Genomic DNA, 18,154 nt, shown 5'->3' with positions numbered 1-18,154 from the left:
AATAAGAGAAATAGCTCACAAAATAAGGTTGGGGGACACGAATGAAAAAAATGCTTATGGCGCTCAGTCTATCTGGCGCACTCTTAGGTGGTTCGGCTGTTGTTTGGGCAGAAGAAGCTGCTTCAACACCAGCAACAGAACAAACTGTAGCAGCATCTGATACCGTCGCTGAAACAGTAACGACTGTTGTTGCTGAAACTACCGCTCCTGCAGAGGCTGCTCCAGCACCTGAAGAGACACCAACAGCAGATACAGGTGATACCGCTTGGATCCTTGTTTCAACAGCACTTGTTCTGTTAATGACTATTCCAGGTTTAGCGCTGTTTTATGGTGGTATGGTTCGTAAGAAAAACGTACTCAGTACCATGATGTTCAGCCTTTCAGCTGCAATTCTTGTGAGCTTGATTTGGGTGATTGTTGGTTATTCTCTCGCATTCTCTGGTTCAGGTGCCTATGTTGGTGACTTGGCGAAGGCGATGTTAAATGGCGTTGCTTTTGATGCGCTGAGTGGAACGATTCCTGAAAGCTTATTTGTAATTTTCCAAATGACGTTTGCGATCATCACTGTGGCAATTATCAGTGGTTCTATTGCTGATCGTATGAAATATTCTGCGTTCATGGCATTCATCGCAATCTGGGTAATCCTTGTTTACGCTCCAATTACTCACTGGGTTTGGGCCGCAGACGGTTGGTTATTCAAAGCAGGTGCTTTAGACTTTGCTGGTGGTACTGTTGTACATATCAACGCGGGTGTTGCTGGTCTAGTCGCTGCATACATGTTAGGTAAACGTACAGGTCTTGGCCGTGAATCTATGGCGCCACATAACCTTACTTTAACTGTAATCGGCGCGAGCTTGATTTGGGTAGGTTGGTTCGGTTTCAATGGTGGTAGCGCATTAGGTGCGGGTGCTCGTGCAAGTATGGCAATCTTGGTAACTCAAGTTGCTGCTGCCGCTGCTGCATTCTCTTGGTTACTTGTAGAACGTCTAATCCGTGGTAAAGCTTCTGTTCTTGGTGGTGCATCTGGTGCGGTGGCTGGTCTTGTTGTAATCACTCCTGCTGCTGGTTTCGTGGGTGTAGGTGGTGCATTGATCATGGGTCTGATCGGTGGCGTAGTATGTTTCTGGGGTATTACTGCACTGAAACGCTTACTTAAAGCTGATGATGCTTTGGATGCATTCGGTTTACACGCTGTTGGTGGTATCGTAGGTGCAGTACTGACAGGTATCTTCTACAGTGATGAAATCATTAAAGCTGCTGGTGTTGTACTTGCTCCGACATTCGCTGGCCAACTTTGGGTTCAAATTGAAGGTGTATTAGCAACAATCGTATATAGTGGTGTTGTGACTTTCATTATCCTTAAAGTGATTGATCTTGTGATTGGTATCCGTGTAAGCGCTGATGATGAGCGTATGGGTCTTGACCTTAGCCAACATGGCGAACGTATCGAATAATTGATCTTTCGAATATCGATAAAAAGCAGCCCGTAAGGGCTGTTTTTTTTATGTCAATGAAGAAGCATTTATATACTTTTGGTTGTACTGATGGGCTATTGTGGCTCTCTGTTTAGCTATAGCTGAAACTTTGATACACTTGGTTGACGTGAATAACTAATTGCACAACTATGCATTGTCCATTTTGTAACGCCGCTGATAGTAAAGTTATCGATTCCCGTTTGGCTGCCGAGGGTAGTCAGATTCGTCGCCGTCGTGAATGCGTGGTGTGTGGTGAGCGTTTTACAACTTTCGAAAGTTATGAAATGGTAATGCCGCGGGTTATTAAATCAGATGCGAAAAGTGAGCCTTTTGATGAAGCAAAACTCCGCCGCTCTCTGATGCACGCTTTGCAGAAGCGGCCTGTGACCCAAGAGCAAATTGAGACAGTGCTGAGCGACATTCAATCCCAAATTCGTCGTCTCGGTGAACGTGATGTCAAATCTAGAACCATTGGCGAAATTGTCATGCAGGCTTTGTTTGCATTGGATCATGTGGCGTATGTTCGTTTCGCTTCTGTATACCAAGATTTCCAAGATGTAGAGGCATTTCGTCGTCAAATCGAGCAAATGCAACAACGTGAAAACGAAGCTTAAGTTAGGGAAATCATGTCCGATTTAATCCAAGATCATCTTTCTGAAAATCAGTACTGGATGCAACAGGCTATTGATTTAGCACGACGTGGTCAGTATTCGACTAAACCAAATCCAAATGTGGGTTGCGTTATTGTTAAAGATGGAAAAATCATAGGTGAAGGTTTTCATCCCAAAGCAGGTCAGCCACACGCAGAAGTATTTGCACTTCGACAAGCTGGAGAAAATGCCAAAGATGCCACGGCATATGTGACTTTAGAGCCGTGTGCCCATTTTGGTCGGACACCACCTTGCGCGGAAGCCTTAGTAAAAGCTCAAGTCAAAAAGGTTGTCGTTGCTTGTTCTGATCCAAATCCTCTGGTTGCTGGTAAAGGCGTCAAAATATTGCAAGATGCAGGTATAGAAGTGGAAACTGGGATTTGTGATGAAGAAGCCAAAACTTTAAATTTTGGCTTCTTAAAAGCGATGTCGACAGGTTTACCTTATGTACGTTTGAAAATTGCATCTAGCTTAGATGGGCGGACTGCGATGGCATCTGGTGAATCGAAATGGATTACTGGAACAGCAGCACGTCAAGATGTACAACATTGGCGAGCCATCGCCGCTGCTGTGATTACAGGTATTCAGACCGTTCTAGCAGATGATTGTGAACTCAATGTTCGTTTCTTAGACGGGGTTGATCTCAGTTCGGTTGTACAACCTAAACGAATTATCTTAGATCGTCAGGGACAGTTACCTCTGAGTGCCAAGATTTTACAAAATCCTGAAACCGTCATAGTGATGACACCATTTCGTCAAGAACTTGCCGATTTAGGCGTGATACAATTAGCGCCGCAACCATTGAATCAATTATTGCAAACCCTCACTCAGCAATATCAAATTTATGATGTGTTGGTAGAGGCGGGTGCAACCTTATCAACCGCCTTTTTAGAACAAGGTTTGGTTGATGAAATGATTAGTTATGTTGCACCTACTTTACTTGGTCAATCTGCCCGTCCAATGTTCAACGCTAAGTTTAGCAAAATGGCAGAGCAACTTCGTTTTGAGTTGGTCGATGTAACCCAACTTGGGCAAGATATTCGCCTGAGATTGCTCCCTATCCAAGAGATCATATGAATCCAGAACCATCGGTTTATCACAAACGTCGTCATGCAGCACGTACCACTGACGAATATCTTTTTCATCAGTTAGTTCCATATCTCGGGAATAAGCGTCGACTTCTACATTTGATTTTAGAAGCGCTTGAGATTACAGGTACTCTGAATAGTAAAAAGAAGAATCCACCGATTTTTGCGGATTTTTTTGCAGGGAGTGGTGTTGTTTCTCGTTTAGCCCGCCAAAATGGGTATCGTGTGATTGCTAATGATTGGGAGCCCTATAGTCATGCACTCAATCATGCCATTTTAGCTTGTGTGGATGCACCAGCTTTCAAAGAGTTGGGTGGTTATCAAAAGGCGATTGATTACTTAAACAGGCTCCCTGAAGTCAAAGGCTGGGTGACCCATAATTTATGCCCACGCAATGATGATATTTACGATCCTTCCCGTGATCGATTGTTCTTTAAACGCCGCAATGGCATGCGTATAGATGCAATTCGACAACAGATTGCGACATGGCAAGCTCAAGGTGCAATTAATGATGTCGAGATGAGTGCTTTGTTGGCGCCATTACTTTATTCAGCCAGTTTTGTGAGTAATACCAGTGGTGTATTCAAGAGTTTCCATCAAGGGTGGGGTGGGCGAACTCAAACTGCACTAGAACGTATTGAATCTTTATTGTGGCTTACCCCAAGTCGCTTTTGTGAAATTGGTGATAGCAAACGACCTGCTGCTGAAATGTGGTGTGTAGATGCTCAGCATTTAGCAAATCAAATGAGTGGTTTTGAGGTTGATGTTGCTTATCTTGATCCTCCTTACAACCAACATGCTTACAGCAGTAATTATCATGTCTTAAATGCTTTGACTTTGTGGGATCAAGTCGACTTGCCATCACCTGATACAAAAGGCTTCAAGAGTGGTATTGATCGAGCATGGCGTAAAGAGCGTCCTAGCCCTTATAACTCTTCGAAGCATGCCAAAGATGCTTATGAGAAGTTACTTGAAACGATTAATGCACGTTATATTTTGACAAGCTATTCAACTGATGGAAATATCGAGCCTAAAGATTTACTTACAGCGAATTTAAAACGCGGCAAAGTAACATTACTTACGCAAGATGTTCCACGCTATCGAGTTAGTAAACAACGCCAATCTGAACGTGCACGTGTACTTGAATTTATTGTCATTACAGATACTCATGCTAAGTCTGGTCCTCCATTAAGACAACTATTAGGGCAGCTTTATCATTTCGCTGAGCTAGGCGGGGTCGATACAACAGGCAACAGCACGCAACTTGCACTATGGTAGGTTAATGCAGACATCATTTTTTATAAAATGGTGTCTGGGCTTTTATATTTTTTATCTTTTTTAATCATTAGAGCTAATATTTAGATTAAGTTATTGTTTTGTATGTGAGTTATAAAGAGCTTTTATAAATTCATATTTAATTGTTAATTTTATAAATAATAATCAAAAACAGAAGCTTATATTATTTTCATTTGAACTTATTGATTTTGTTATTTGAAAAATATTTTACTATTTGGTTTAAAAAATACCTTAAAAATATTGATCATTTTCGAAAATGAATATATTTTGCCGAGCTTGATTTAAGGTCATGCTGATCAGTAGCTATGACCAAGTGAGGTTGTTATGAGTCGCTCGGAACCTACTTTATGGGGTCAATGTGTCGCAGAGTTTTTCGCTACCGCAATATTTCTATCATTTGGTATTGGTGTTGTGGCTGCACTTAAGCTTGCAGGAGCAAACTTAGGTTTATGGGAAATTAGTATCGTTTGGGGTTTAGCAGTTGCTCTAGCTGTTTATCTGTCGGCGGGTATTTCAGGTGCTCATCTCAATCCTGCAGTGACTATCGCTTTAGCTTTATTTGCTGGGTTTGATAAACGTAAAGTTCCTTTTTATGTCATTTCACAAGTCGCTGGTGCAGCCTTGGGTGCATTCCTTGTATATGTTTTATACAGTAACCTATTTCTGGACTATGAGCAGACTCATCATATGCTCCGCGGCAGCGTAGAAAGTTTAGAGTTAGCAGGGATTTTCTCAACCTATCCACATCCGTTGTTGTCGATTGGTCAAGCATTCATGGTGGAAATGTTTATCACTATGCTTTTACTTTGGTTAATTATGGCGATTGGCGATGATACTAATGGCTTACCACGTGGAGCTTTAGCACCTATTTTGGTCGGATTGCTTGTCGCTGTAATCGGTGCTTCTTTTGGTCCATTAACAGGGTTTGCAATGAATCCTGCACGTGATTTTGGTCCTAAATTGGTTGCTTACTTTATGGGCTGGGGACCTGTCGCTTTTACTGGTGGTCGTGATATTCCATATTTCATTGTTCCTATTTTTGCACCAATTTTAGGTGCGTGTTTAGGTGTATTGGGCTATAAATTTTTCTTTAGCCAATTTCTAAAACATCAGCAAGTTGAAGTCAAAGAAAAGATGAACTCACAAATTTCTGAGTTTCAATAAACCTCATTGAATTGTTCAAAGGTAGTCAAATGACTACCTTTTTTATCTCTGATGATTTGAACTCTGAGTGGCTTGTTATCTCAAGTTCTTTGCTTTAAGGTATCTCATTGACTATGGCGCGTATTGCATAAAGATAGGTTGAAACTCCCATGTTTACAGGCATTATTGAAAGTTTAGGTAAGGTTGAGAGCTTACAAAGTGTGGGCGGCGATGTTCGTTTACGTATTCAAACTGATCTGGATATGTCGGATGTGCATTTGGGGGATTCGATTGCAACCAATGGTATCTGTTTGACGGTGATCGAATGGGGCGATAATTGGTATGCGGCTGATGTTTCCCGTGAAAGTTTGAATCGTACGACATTGGGGCAGTGGAAAGTTGGTCAAGCGGTGAATGTCGAAAAGGCAATGCTGCCAACGACTCGTTTTGGTGGGCACATTGTCAGTGGTCATGTTGATGGCTTGGGTGAAATTACTTTAGTCCGCCATGATGCCCGTTCATTGTATTTTGAAGTGACTGCACCTGTTGAATTAGCCAAATATTTGGCAGAAAAGGGTTCTGTGACAGTTGATGGGATCAGTCTGACCATTAACCATTTACGCGGCAATATTTTGAGTTTGAATTTGATCCCGCATACGGCTGAACGTACCAATATTGGAACTTGGCAAGTTGGAAGCAAAGTCAATCTTGAAGTTGATGTGTTGGCTCGTTATATCGAAAGATTACTACTCGGTGATAAGGCGGCTGAGCAGAAAACTGAATCCAATATCAGTATGGCATTTTTGGCCGAAAATGGTTTCTTGAAGTGATTCAAAAAAGCCCAGTTTGAACTGGGCTTTTTATTATTCTTCATCTGAAAATTGACTATTTTTGAGAATGTATTCTATTTCGTCTTGCGCAATCGCATGTAATTTTGCTCTAAAAACTGTGACCGCTTGTTCAATCATACTTTCAGCTTCTAATTCCAGTCGGACACGCACACTTTCAAGCTCAGATTGAATTTGCTCATCTTTAATGACCATGTGTTGAGCTTGAGCATAATCAATACTTGGTTGTTCTGGATTTACTTGATAACGTTCAGTTTGGTCTGCAATTTCTTGGTCAATATGATGACGTAATGCTGCTAAATGTTCAGTTTGTTGTTCGAACTGACGCTCTTCATCCGCTTGAAGCTGTGCTGCATATGCTGCTTCAGCAGCTCGTTTTTCTTCAAGAGCCTTTTCTAAAGCCAATTGTTTACGGATTCTTGCTTGTTCGATTAATTCTGCTTTGAGATCAGCATATGCTTTTTCAATTCGTTGTGCAGAATCTCGTTGTGCTTGTTCATCATGATGAACCCAAGTTTGGATGGGTGTTTGGGGCAGGAGTAAATCACAGATGCGAGCTAAATCTTCTTGATACGTTTGGCGAACCGCTTCAGGCGTGTTTAACCAACGTTTTTTAAAGTCTTGACCTACATTTAATGCCACCTGACACTCCTCGAATGACGCTCTAATTTCGGATTTATAATTTAAATGTTCGAGGTGCTATACCTAAACGACGATACATTTTAAATTTTTCTCGACCGATTTGTTTCGCAATTTCATTATTTTCAATAATTTCGATAATGTGTCGAAATTCTTGAGTTTGTTCAAGTGCATGATTGTTAAAATTAAAGACAATCCAATCATTGGATGATGGTAATTCTTCTGAAATACATACGGCACTATTTTCTAAATGAATCCCATGGGGGATAAAACTTGTTGGATCAAAAGTCCAAAGCTTCTCATCAAGTTCGTTCTGCATTTCTGTATTATCGCAATACCACCATACTTTAGGATGTTGGTTCAAAATCTTTCGGCATAAACGACAAGCACTTTCAACTTGTCGCTCAGTACTATTTTCAAATAGATAAAAACTAATTTGAGCTTGAGTTGACATCTAATTACACATATCTGTTTTTTATGGTTGGGTTGATGTATTCGCTAGCGAATACATCAATATGCTCAAATAGGGCTAGAAACTTCTCAATTTTGAATCGTCCAAAGTTATGTCCAAGCCCTATTTTTATGACAAGATAAATGTCAAAACACTTAGTTATTCGTTTGAGTACGATTTGCTAAAAATTGCATCAATAATGGAACTGGGCGACCTGTTGCTCCTTTAGCTGCTCCAGATAACCATGCTGTACCAGCAACATCGAGATGTGCCCAGCGATAGTCACGTGTGAAACGTTCGAGGAAACATGCTGCTGTGATTGCCCCACCATGTGGGCCGCCGATATTCGCAATGTCTGCAAAAGGTGAATCTAGCAATTCCTGATATTCTTCCATCACAGGCATGCGCCAAACACGATCGAGTGATTGTTCGCCAGCTTGTAGCAGCTCTTGAGCCAATTCATCATCAGGAGTAAATAAGCCACTTACAACTTTACCTAATGCAACGACACATGCACCTGTAAGTGTTGCAATATCAATCACAAGAGCAGGGTTAAAGCGTTTGATATAGGTGAGCGTATCACAAAGAACCAGACGACCTTCTGCATCAGTATTTAGAATTTCTACAGTTTGACCACTCATGGTCGTTACAATATCACCAGGTCGAGTCGCCCGACCTGATGGCATATTTTCCGCTGCGGCAATCGCACCTACCACATGAATTGGTAGCTGTGCTTCGCAAAGAGCCTGCATTGTGCCAAGTACTGAAGCAGCACCACACATATCAAATTTCATCTCATCCATACCAGCACCAGGCTTCAGTGAGATACCACCTGTATCAAAGGTTACACCTTTGCCGACAAGTACGATCGGAGCTTGATCTGTATTGGCTTTATATTCAATAGTAATCACTCGACCTGGACGATCAGATCCTTTGCTTACGGCAAGGAACGCATACATCCCAAGGTCAGCCATTTGTTGTTCATCAAGAATGGTAACTTGCAACATATCTGGATATTGAGCAGCAAGAGCCAGTGCTTGATCAGCTAAATATTCTGGGAAGCAAATATTTCCTGGTCGATTGCCTAAGTCGCGTGCATAGTTTTGTCCAGACTGAACAGCATGAACTAAGTTGAGTTGTGCATCATCTAATAGAGTTGTTTCAGCAACAAGATGAATGGTTTCTAAAACAAATTCATTTTTTTTGGATTTGAATTCGTCATAACCATAGCCTGCTTGACTTAAACTGAGTGCAAATAAGGCATGTAAATCTGTTGGCAAAGCAGTGAGATCAATCGTAATTTCTTTAAATTTATTTTGTGACGATTTGATAATGCTTTGTGCGAGTTTTGCTAATTTATTAGGTTTTAACTCGTTACTTTTACCTAAACCAAGCAGTTGGGCATTAGCTTGCTCTTCTATTTGAGCAATAAGCGGTAAATTCTCGTTGAAGGCTGCTTTAAATTGTGTTGCTGAAATAAGATTATCTAGATTGTTGATTTTATAAGACTTTGTGCTTTGTTGTAATTGCTCTGAATCAACTAAAATCCACAAAGATTCACTAGACGCTTGAGTTGGTAATGCGGTATGAAGTGTAAATTTCATTGTTTATGTAAAACCTAATGAGCAAAAAAGATAGATAAGTCCATTAAACACGTTCAGGTATGAGCTTGCAATCGGCAACATGCGATAGGTTTTATATTTTTAACATTCGGGTAAACTAGCGTTACCCCACGATTGGTCTATTTTTTGGAAGCATTACTTTGATTATTCGGCGTTATCTCGTCAAACAAGTGGTGTCCACTTCTTTGGTTGTAACTGCATTACTTACGCTCATTATTATGGGTGGTCAGTTAATCAAGATTTTTGGACGAGCTGCACAAGGTCGTTTAGATGCTGGCGTTTTGCTGAGTATCATTGCATATCGTCTACCCGAATTTTTGACGTTGATTCTTCCACTCGGTTTCTTCATTGGATTGATGCTGGTATTTGGTCGACTTTATGTTGACCATGAAATGGCGGTGTTGAATGGTAGTGGCGTCAGTCGAAATCAATTGGCAAAATTATTATTACCGATGACCTTCGTTTATTTGCTTGTTCAATCTTTTCTGATGTTTTGGGGATCATCGTCGGGAATCAGAGCTTACGAGAGTTTGATGCAAACTCAAGCAGTGCGAGCAGGTTTTGATTTGGTTCGACCGAAGGAGTTTATTTCTTCTGGGCCATACACCATTTATGCTGGCTCTTTGTCAGAAGATCGCAAAAACTTAAAAGATATTTTCTATTATCAAAAAGCTGAACGTGAAGACAAACCTGATGTCATGATCTTGGCAAAAGAAGCTACACGCGTGGAAATGGCGAATGACACAGCCAATGTGGTAGACCTCGTTCAGGGGCGTCGTTACGAAATTTATCCGAATCAGCCACGCTACACTCAAGCAGAATTTCAGTCATATCGCTTACGTTTAGAGAATGATAAAGATATTAAATTTGAAAGTGATGATGTTGAAGCATTATCTATGAGTAAATTATGGCAAAAACGTGATGATTCGGTGGTTCGTAGTGAGTTGGGATGGCGGATATTTGGACCGTTTGTGATCCTTGTTGCTTTGTTGCTCGCCGTAGCATTATCTGAAGTTAGCCCGAGACAAGGTCGTTATTATCGTCTTATTCCTGCGATTTTTATTTTTGCCAGTTTAATTGTATTGATGATTGCAATTAAGACCCGAATTAGTAAAGAAGAGTTAGATATTTGGGCATATCCAGTTGTGCTTCTTGTCTATGCAATTGCAGCAGCGATTTTTGCACGCAAACAGAAATTAGCGCCTAAAATTAAGAAAGGCATTCAGCGAGTGGGGTTATGATGTTAGCACGTCGAATAGTCGCCAAACATGTGACAAAAACCACGGTACTCGCAATGTTGGGAACAACATTGGTGCTTTCCTTTTTACAAGTGTTGTTTACGTATCTAGGTGAGTTAGGCTCACTTAAACCTAATTACAACGCATGGCAGGCATTTTTGTATGTCATGTGGGGTGCGCCTCGATATTTGTATGAAATTTTACCTGTAGCAGCGTTGATAGGTTCTGTACTTGGTCTAGGGGCATTGGCATCGAACAGTGAACTGATTGTCATGCGCTCGGTGGGTATCAGCCTATGGCGTATAGTTGGCTGGGTTATGCGTTCAGCACTGTTATTAATTGTTTTGTCTTTTGTATTAAGTGAATGGGTTATTCCATATACAAATGAAAAAGCTCAAAGCATTAAAAAACAACGTAGTGTTGCGACTTTAGGTGAAGTAAAAGGATATTGGTCGAGAGAAGGTCAACGTTTTACATATATTGACTATGCAAACTCTCAAGGGCAATTGCGCAATATTCAGTCAATTGATTTTGATCAAAATTATCGTCTTCAGTCTTTTATTACTGCTGAGAAAGGTCAGTTTGTGAAAGATGGTCAATGGACTTTACAGGACTCACATCAAGTTGATTTGCTGGCTCAAGGTAATGCAATTAAAACTGATCATGCTCAACAGGCATTAGGTCTCGCTTTGCAGCCGAAATATGTGCACATGGTGACCTTAGATCCTGAAGATTTATCTCCAAGTCAGTTGGTTAGTTTTATGCGCTATTTGGAAGAATATAGCCAAGTACCAAAGAGCTATGAACTGGCTTTCTGGCAAAAAGTATCTTCTCCTTTTGCATTGATTGCACTGGTTCTGATTGCTTGTTCATTTATTTTTGGTCCATTGCGTCAACAGTCTATGGGTTTTCGTCTGGTGATAGCATTATTTACGGGATTAGGCTTTTTCTACTTGCAAGACTTTTTAGGTTATGCAAGTTTGGTTTATGCGCCATCTCCTGCATGGTTTGTATTGTTGCCAATTATGCTGATGTTCGGCATCGGTAGTTATTTGCTCTATCGAGCACGTTAACGCAGCATTTGCTTTCCGTATCTTATCGATTGAGCAAAGCCATCCGTCAGGTCATAGAGAATTTTGTCAAATTTCGGTAAACTATGCCGATCAAATGATAGACAAACAGAGAGTCCAATATGACGGATGCAAATGCTGGCAAAATTCCTCACGTTCTAGTAATCATGGATGGTGTAGGACATCGTGAAGCAGTTGAAGATAACGCGTATTTAGCAGCAAAAACGCCAAATCTAACCGCCATGAAAGCGAAGCATCCGAATAGTTTAATCTCTGGTTCAGGTGAAGATGTCGGTTTGCCAGATGGGCAAATGGGTAACTCTGAAGTTGGACATATGAATCTTGGTGCAGGTCGAGTGTTGTACCAAGATTTTACTCGTATTACTAAAGATATCCGTACTGGTGCTTTTTTTGAGCATGAAGTATTGGTTGATGCTGTAGAAAAAGCCAAAGCTGCAAATGGTGCTGTGCATATCATGGGCTTGTTGTCAGAGGGTGGCGTTCATTCACATGAAGATCATATCGTGGCGATGTGTGAGCTTGCACTAAAACGTGGTGCAAAGGTCTACTTACATGCATTTCTCGATGGTCGTGATACTCCACCACGTAGTGCGAAACCTTCGTTAGAAAAATTAGATGCTGTATTTGCTCAATACCCAAATCAGGGTCGCATTGTTTCGATGATTGGTCGTTATTTTGCAATGGACCGTGATAATCGCTGGGATCGTGTTGAACAAGCTTATCGTTTAATGACTGAGGGTGAGGCGACTCGTATTGCTAGCAATGCGGTTGAAGCGTTGGATCTCGCTTATGCCGCTGATGAAAACGATGAATTTGTCAAAGCAACACGTATTGGTGACATTGTTAAAGTACAAGATGGCGACAGTATTGTATTTATGAATTTCCGTGCCGATCGTGCGCGTGAAATTACTCGTGCTTTTGTTGAAAAAGATTTTACAGGCTTTACACGTAAAGTAATTCCAGCACTTTCAAAATTCGTTATGCTGACTCGTTATCAAGCAAGTATTGATGCTCCCGTTGCTTATATGCCTGAAGAGTTGAAGAATTCGATTGGTGAATATCTATCAGGATTGGGTAAGACACAGTTACGAATTGCTGAAACAGAAAAATATGCACATGTTACGTTCTTCTTTAGTGGTGGTCGTGAGGATGAATATGCAGGTGAGAAGCGTATTTTGATTCCATCGCCTAATGTCGCAACTTACGATTTAAAACCTGAAATGAGTGCAATTGAAGTCACTGATGAGTTGGTTAATGCAATCAATTCAGGTGAGTTTGATCTGTTAGTTGTGAACTATGCAAATGGTGATATGGTTGGTCATACTGGTGTGTTTGATGCTGCTGTGAAAGCAGTAGAAACTGTGGATGCATGTTTAGGTCGAGTCTACGAAGCAGTGATGGCAAACAAAGGTCATATGTTAATTACTGCTGATCATGGTAATGTAGAGCAAATGCAGGACTATGAAAGCGGACAGGTACATACGCAACATACCACTGAGCTGGTGCCATTCATTTATGTTGGACCTACACAAGCAACAATCGCTGAAGGTGGCGTGCTTGCAGATGTAGCACCAACTTTGCTCAGTTTAATGAATCTTCCTGTTCCACAAGAGATGCAAGGTAAAAATCTAATTACGTTACAATAAGGTGAGAGAATGACCCCACACAACAACATATATCGCGCATTATTTGCTAGTTTGTTGATGTGTGGGGGATATTCCTCCTTTGCTGCACCGATCTCACATACGCATGAATGGGATGAGAGTTCTGAATCGCGTAGTGCCGAAGTTCCGATTGAATCAATTCAACAGTTTGTTCAAATCTATAGCATTGTGAAGGACAATTACGTCGATAAAAAATCTGACGATGCTTTGTTCCAACAATCCATACAAGGTCTAGTCAGTGGTCTAGATCGTTATTCTCGTTATCTTTCTGCAGAAGAATATCGCCAACTCATTCAATATACCGAAGGTGATTTAGCATCAGTTGATTTTAATTTGAATTACGACACGCATATCCGTGCATGGCAGATTCAAGATTTAAAAACAGGTTCTGATTCAAATAAATTGGGTTTGCGTAATGGGCAGACAATTTTAAAAATTGATAATCAAGAATTAAAAAATTTAAACCAAGATCAAGTCCTTGGTTTGCTTTATGGGTCTATTGGTAGCACCGTGCAAATACAAGCTGAAAATAGCACGAGTACTATCATCTTAGTCAGAAACAAAAAAGTTGAAACGGATATCGAACCTGAGTTACTGCACAATCAAGTTTTAGTCTTAAAAATTCGTGTCTTTCAACAAGACACTGCAAATGAAATCAAAAGAATTATTGATGAATATAGTTCAAATCGTTTGAAAGCTGTTGTTTTGGATTTACGTAATAATCCAGGTGGATTGTTATCCGCTGCTGTTGAGTCAGCCGATTTATTTTTAAACCAAGGTTTGATCGTGACGACAAAAAGTCGTTCTGAGGGAGATCAACAATTTCAAGCACTTCCTTCAAATGACTTTCAAAATCTAAAAGTAGGGATTTTGATTAATCATCGTTCCGCATCAGCTGCTGAAGTATTTACTGCTGCATTAAAAGAGCATAAAAGAGCATGGGTAATTGGTGAAAATAGTTATGGGAAAGGTGTGGTGCAAAAGCTTTTTCCACTTCCTAGCGGAGCCGCCTTACAAATGACGGTTTCTCATTATTACACGCCTGAAGGACATATGATTGAAGGTCAAGGGATTCAACCTCATCAAACCTATCCCTTGTCGCCTGAAACAAGGGAAGATACATATCTAGAACATGTGGCAGAATTGACTTTAAAAAGCAAAATTTAAAAAAAGCCCCAAATTTTATGGGGCTTCTTATTCAGAGATTACTCATCATCCTCAGTATCTAAACCAAACTTTTTCAAACGATAGCGTAAAGATCGGAAGGTCATTCCAAGTTTTTTTGCTGCTAGCGTTCGATTCCAGTGGGTCAGATTTAAAGCATTCAATAACACTTCTTTTTCAATATTTTCTAAATAGCGCTCCAAACCTTCTGGCGGTAATTTTTTAGAGCTTGGGTTTGGACTCGCACTTTGCAGCGTTATTTCACTTTCATCTGACTGAACATAAGCATTTGAAGGAATACTGATTGAGCTACGCAGAGGTGCAGTTTGCAAATGAGCCAAATCAATGGTTTCATCATCACTGAGAGTGATTGCACGTTCAATAATGTTTCGAAGTTCGCGAACGTTACCTGGAAAATATTGCTGCAAGAGGAATTGCTCTGCACGTGTGGTGAGGGATTTAACAGGTAACTCCCATTCTTGGCTAATCTTTTGAATAAAATGATTCGCCAGAATTAAGATATCTTGACCGCGCTCACGAAGTGGGGGCAATACGATATCCATCACATGAATGCGAAAGAATAAATCTTGTCTAAAGCGACCTTGCTGAACCAAAAGTTCTAAATCTTGGTGGCTGGCACTAATCACACGGAAATCCACATCAATTTCTTGATCTGAGCCAACAGGGCGAATTTTTTTCTCTTGTACTGCACGTAAAAGTTTTACTTGCATGTTTAAGGGAAGTTCTGCGATTTCATCTAAAAAAAGGCTGCCACCGTGTGCAGATAAGATAAGTCCTTGTTTATCCTGTGTTGCACCTGTAAAACTGCCTTTCTTATGACCGAATAATTCGCTTTCCATTAATTCTGTTGGAATAGCACCACAGTTGATGGCAATGAAAGGTCCTTCGCTGCGATTACTTAAACGATGCACTAAGTTCGCAACGACCTCTTTTCCTGTTCCTGATTCACCTGTAATAAAAACAGGTGCTTGTGAACGGGCAATCTTTTTTAAAGCGATCCGTAATTGCTGAATAGGTGCTGAACGCCCAATCAACAATTTGTTTTCTAAGGCTGTTTCTACCGCCTCTTGTTCTGGTTGAGGGCGGTTTAAAGCTTTTTGAATCAGTTGATCAAGATGTGTCTGATTCACTGGTTTGCTAACAAAGTCAAACGCTCCAGCTTTCAGTGCTGCAATTGCAATGTCCATATTTCCGTAAGCAGTAAGAACAGCGATGGGTGTGTTTGGATAGTTTTGAGTCACATGTTTAACGAGATCAAGACCATTTCCATCTGGAAGATTAAGATCGGTTAGACATGCATCGTACTGAAACTCGGTAAAGAATTTTTTGGCTTGCTCCACACGATATGCAAGATGAGTTTTGATTCCCATACGTGCGAGCGTCATTTGCATAAGAAGACACAAGTCTTCTTCATCGTCTACGAGTAAGACGAGAGGTTGTTTAGTTGCCATTTCCCCGAAAAACCTAATTTAATCAATGAATTTTTGAGCATTCAATCCTGAAACATGCTCCTTGTTGTTGCTCTATATAATTGAGCTTTGCATGATTTGCCTCACAAAAACTATGAGACAAGTACAATCCTAAACCAGTTCCTTTAATTTCGGTACTAAAAAATGGTTTGAATAACTGAGAAATATCTCTTTTTGCAACGCCTGTACCAAAATCAATCACATCTATTCGGGTGCGACCATCATTTAGATGAATATTCACTTCAATATATTCTGCTTCAGGTGCATTGTGTCTTATAGCATTACGAATAAGATTGATTAACACTTGTCTTAATTGTTTTTCATCAAACAGAATTGCTAAATTTTCAGGCAAACTGAGTTTGATCTTAGATTTAACATCTGCTAAATCTTCATTTAATAATGTTTCAAAAAATTCTGTTAATTGAATAATTTGTGGTTCAGTAGGTTTATTGCGTGCCATCCCCAAAGTATCTTGAATGATGCTATCGATCCTTTTTGCCTGTTTGCTAATCATTCGAGATAGCATGTCTTGCTGATGGATATCGCTACCCTTAAGTAATTCATTGGCTTGTACAATAGCTGCAAGTGGGTTTCTGATTTCGTGTGCAATACTTGCAGAAAGTTGTCCTAAAGCTGCCAATTTTAATTGTTGAACCTGTTGAGTAAGTTTTTGGGCATCTTTCAGGATCAATAAGAATAAGGGCTGTTCAGGAACAATTAAATGTTTGACTCTAACATTGACCGTGTATGGGCTAAGTTGTGATTCAAAACTAAATTCCTCACCATCTTTTAGCTCACTAAATTTGATCAGCTCAAAAAGATCGGGTTGCCATTTTATTAAAGGTGTTTTCTCAGTAGAAACAGGAACGTTAATTCCAAGTAAAGTATTGGCAGCAGGATTGCTTAAAACAATATGATTACTTTCATCTAGAACGAGATAACCATCTTCAATCTGTTCAAGGATGTAGCGGTTAATATTTTGAAGTTGATGAATCTCTATGGATTGATGGAATGTCAATGTCTCTAAAATTTTAAAACGTTGTACTGCAATACGTCCAATCGCATGCACAACAAAGAATAGAAATGCCAGTAAGGCACTGTTTCCGAGATGATTTAAGTTATTGTAGTTAAAGAAATCACCAATAAAACGTTGATAAACCACCATAATGACAGCAAAAAGTGTCACGATCAGCGAGAGCTGAGAGTTTAATAGAATTGCAGAAGAAAAGATTACGATTACGTATAACAAACTTAATTGTAAATTTGGTCCCCCTGCAGAGAAAGTAATCAGCGCTAAACAAATCACATCAATAAGAAAAATTAAAATGAGCTGTTTGGTGACTTGTACTGGAAGTATTTTGAGTAAAAAAAGCTGGAAAATACTAAATGCAATAAAGCAAATCAGTGTATAGAAATATAAAAAAGGGTAATCATAATTGGAGGCTAATTGCTCAGCCGTTAATAGATAAATGAGCAAAAGGCTGATAGAAATAATCAGCCGATATCCACTGTACCAAATACCAAGCTTATAGACAGTTTGGGAGACGGAAGAGGCTATTTTGCCCAGCATATGTGATCACTTTTCTTAAGGTTTAATAAGACCGTATCGAATCGCTAAGTGTGTGAGTTTGACATCACTATCAATCCCTAGTTTTTCAAAAATACGATAACGATAAGTATTGACAGTTTTAACGCTTACAAACAATTTATCGGCAATTTCCTGAGCACTAATACAGTTAACGACCATCATCGCGACTTGCATTTCACGTTCTGAAAGCGAATCAAATGGGGATTGTTGAGTATCTGAAAGATATGAGCTAGCTAACTGCTCTGCAATATCAGCACTGAAGTATTTACCACCTTGCATGACTTTATTGATCGCTCGAACCATCTCCGAAATTGGTGCGCCTTTGGTAATATAACCTTTAGCACCAGCTTTGAGCAGTAGTGATGGGTAGGGTTCTTCTGCTAAACCACTGACAGCAATGACTTTTGTATCTGGTGCTGACTGGAGTAGTCGGCGAGTAGTTTCAACGCCACCAATACCTGGCATATTGACATCAAGCAATACCACTTGAGGGTGTTTTTGACGAACCAATGCAATTGCTTCCTCGCCAGATTCAGCTTGTCCAATAACATCTACATCTGGATGGTCTTCTAACATACGGCAAATGCCTGTGCGTACGAGTTCATGATCATCAACAACGAGAACAGTGATCAAGAAGACCTCCTTTTTTTTCAAAAAACTGGTTTTTTGTTACATAAAGCAAAATTAGCTTGCAATGAAACGACAAA

Annotated in this window: 16 protein-coding genes; 10 read left to right on the top strand and 6 right to left on the bottom strand. The window is 40.1% G+C overall.

The features are described from left to right. The first annotated feature begins 41 nt into the window (after positions 1 to 41). The 6 genes from H2677_RS14520 (at position 42) to H2677_RS14495 (ending at position 6,482) form a co-directional block, all read left to right on the top strand. Positions 42 to 1,454 (top strand): ammonium transporter, encoded by a 1,413-nt coding sequence (locus H2677_RS14520; RefSeq protein ID WP_004917056.1) that lies wholly within the window; start codon positions 42 to 44, stop codon positions 1,452 to 1,454. Positions 1,455 to 1,624: 170 nt separating this feature from the next. Beyond that, on the top strand, positions 1,625 to 2,089 hold the full coding sequence (gene nrdR / locus H2677_RS14515) for a transcriptional regulator NrdR (RefSeq protein ID WP_004957298.1): 465 nt from the start codon (positions 1,625 to 1,627) through the stop codon (positions 2,087 to 2,089). A gap of 12 nt (positions 2,090 to 2,101) precedes the next feature. Then, positions 2,102 to 3,202, top strand: coding sequence for a bifunctional diaminohydroxyphosphoribosylaminopyrimidine deaminase/5-amino-6-(5-phosphoribosylamino)uracil reductase RibD (gene ribD, locus H2677_RS14510; protein WP_212638813.1), 1,101 nt, complete (start codon positions 2,102 to 2,104; stop codon positions 3,200 to 3,202). Further along, complete coding sequence (locus tag H2677_RS14505; RefSeq protein ID WP_004917048.1) at positions 3,199 to 4,491, top strand: DNA adenine methylase; 1,293 nt, start codon at positions 3,199 to 3,201, stop codon at positions 4,489 to 4,491. Before ribD ends, H2677_RS14505 begins: the two co-directional genes overlap by 4 nt. A 342-nt stretch (positions 4,492 to 4,833) precedes the next feature. Continuing rightward, positions 4,834 to 5,673: an MIP/aquaporin family protein gene (locus H2677_RS14500; RefSeq protein ID WP_212638812.1), complete on the top strand. Its 840-nt coding sequence runs from the start codon at positions 4,834 to 4,836 to the stop codon at positions 5,671 to 5,673. Between the two features lie 149 nt (positions 5,674 to 5,822). Then, positions 5,823 to 6,482: a riboflavin synthase gene (locus H2677_RS14495; RefSeq protein WP_099949332.1), complete on the top strand. Its 660-nt coding sequence runs from the start codon at positions 5,823 to 5,825 to the stop codon at positions 6,480 to 6,482. A 33-nt stretch (positions 6,483 to 6,515) separates the two neighbouring features. On the opposite strand, the gene blhA is transcribed toward H2677_RS14495, so the two are convergent. The 3 genes from blhA to H2677_RS14480 form a co-directional block, all read right to left on the bottom strand. Continuing rightward, positions 6,516 to 7,142, bottom strand: a complete 627-nt coding sequence (gene blhA / locus H2677_RS14490; RefSeq protein WP_125272425.1) for a cell division protein BlhA — start codon at positions 7,140 to 7,142, stop codon at positions 6,516 to 6,518. Between the two features lie 34 nt (positions 7,143 to 7,176). After that, positions 7,177 to 7,593 (bottom strand): DNA polymerase III subunit chi, encoded by a 417-nt coding sequence (locus H2677_RS14485; protein WP_039046873.1) that lies wholly within the window; start codon positions 7,591 to 7,593, stop codon positions 7,177 to 7,179. 152 nt (positions 7,594 to 7,745) lie between these two features. Continuing rightward, entirely contained in the window at positions 7,746 to 9,194 is a 1,449-nt protein-coding gene (locus H2677_RS14480; protein ID WP_099949330.1) for a leucyl aminopeptidase, read from the bottom strand. Between the two features lie 158 nt (positions 9,195 to 9,352). Between H2677_RS14480 and lptF the strand changes: the two genes are divergently transcribed. From lptF to H2677_RS14460, 4 genes are all read left to right on the top strand, one after another. Next, the gene (gene lptF / locus H2677_RS14475) at positions 9,353 to 10,453 is read left to right on the top strand and encodes an LPS export ABC transporter permease LptF (protein ID WP_004917030.1); all 1,101 of its coding nucleotides are present in this window, start codon (positions 9,353 to 9,355) and stop codon (positions 10,451 to 10,453) included. Further along, positions 10,453 to 11,523: an LPS export ABC transporter permease LptG gene (gene lptG, locus H2677_RS14470; protein WP_005403525.1), complete on the top strand. Its 1,071-nt coding sequence runs from the start codon at positions 10,453 to 10,455 to the stop codon at positions 11,521 to 11,523. Before lptF ends, lptG begins: the two co-directional genes overlap by 1 nt. A gap of 119 nt (positions 11,524 to 11,642) precedes the next feature. Beyond that, the gene (gene gpmI, locus H2677_RS14465; RefSeq protein ID WP_004957318.1) at positions 11,643 to 13,187 is read left to right on the top strand and encodes a 2,3-bisphosphoglycerate-independent phosphoglycerate mutase; all 1,545 of its coding nucleotides are present in this window, start codon (positions 11,643 to 11,645) and stop codon (positions 13,185 to 13,187) included. Positions 13,188 to 13,196: 9 nt separating this feature from the next. Continuing rightward, positions 13,197 to 14,372 (top strand): S41 family peptidase, encoded by a 1,176-nt coding sequence (locus H2677_RS14460; protein ID WP_212638811.1) that lies wholly within the window; start codon positions 13,197 to 13,199, stop codon positions 14,370 to 14,372. Positions 14,373 to 14,410: 38 nt separating this feature from the next. On the opposite strand, the gene H2677_RS14455 is transcribed toward H2677_RS14460, so the two are convergent. From H2677_RS14455 to gacA, 3 genes are read right to left on the bottom strand one after another with little or no spacing between them, the layout of a single operon-like run. Beyond that, on the bottom strand, positions 14,411 to 15,841 hold the full coding sequence (locus H2677_RS14455; RefSeq protein WP_004917021.1) for a sigma-54-dependent transcriptional regulator: 1,431 nt from the start codon (positions 15,839 to 15,841) through the stop codon (positions 14,411 to 14,413). 22 nt (positions 15,842 to 15,863) lie between these two features. Continuing rightward, positions 15,864 to 17,429, bottom strand: a complete 1,566-nt coding sequence (locus tag H2677_RS14450; RefSeq protein WP_212638810.1) for a sensor histidine kinase — start codon at positions 17,427 to 17,429, stop codon at positions 15,864 to 15,866. A gap of 15 nt (positions 17,430 to 17,444) precedes the next feature. Next, positions 17,445 to 18,080: a response regulator transcription factor GacA gene (gene gacA, locus H2677_RS14445; protein ID WP_004957336.1), complete on the bottom strand. Its 636-nt coding sequence runs from the start codon at positions 18,078 to 18,080 to the stop codon at positions 17,445 to 17,447. Between the last annotated feature and the right edge of the window lie 74 nt (positions 18,081 to 18,154).

It is taken from the genome of Acinetobacter junii (assembly GCF_018336855.1).
Classification (GTDB): Bacteria; Pseudomonadota; Gammaproteobacteria; order Pseudomonadales; family Moraxellaceae; genus Acinetobacter; species Acinetobacter junii.
This window is presented reverse-complemented; position numbering and strand designations above follow the sequence as displayed.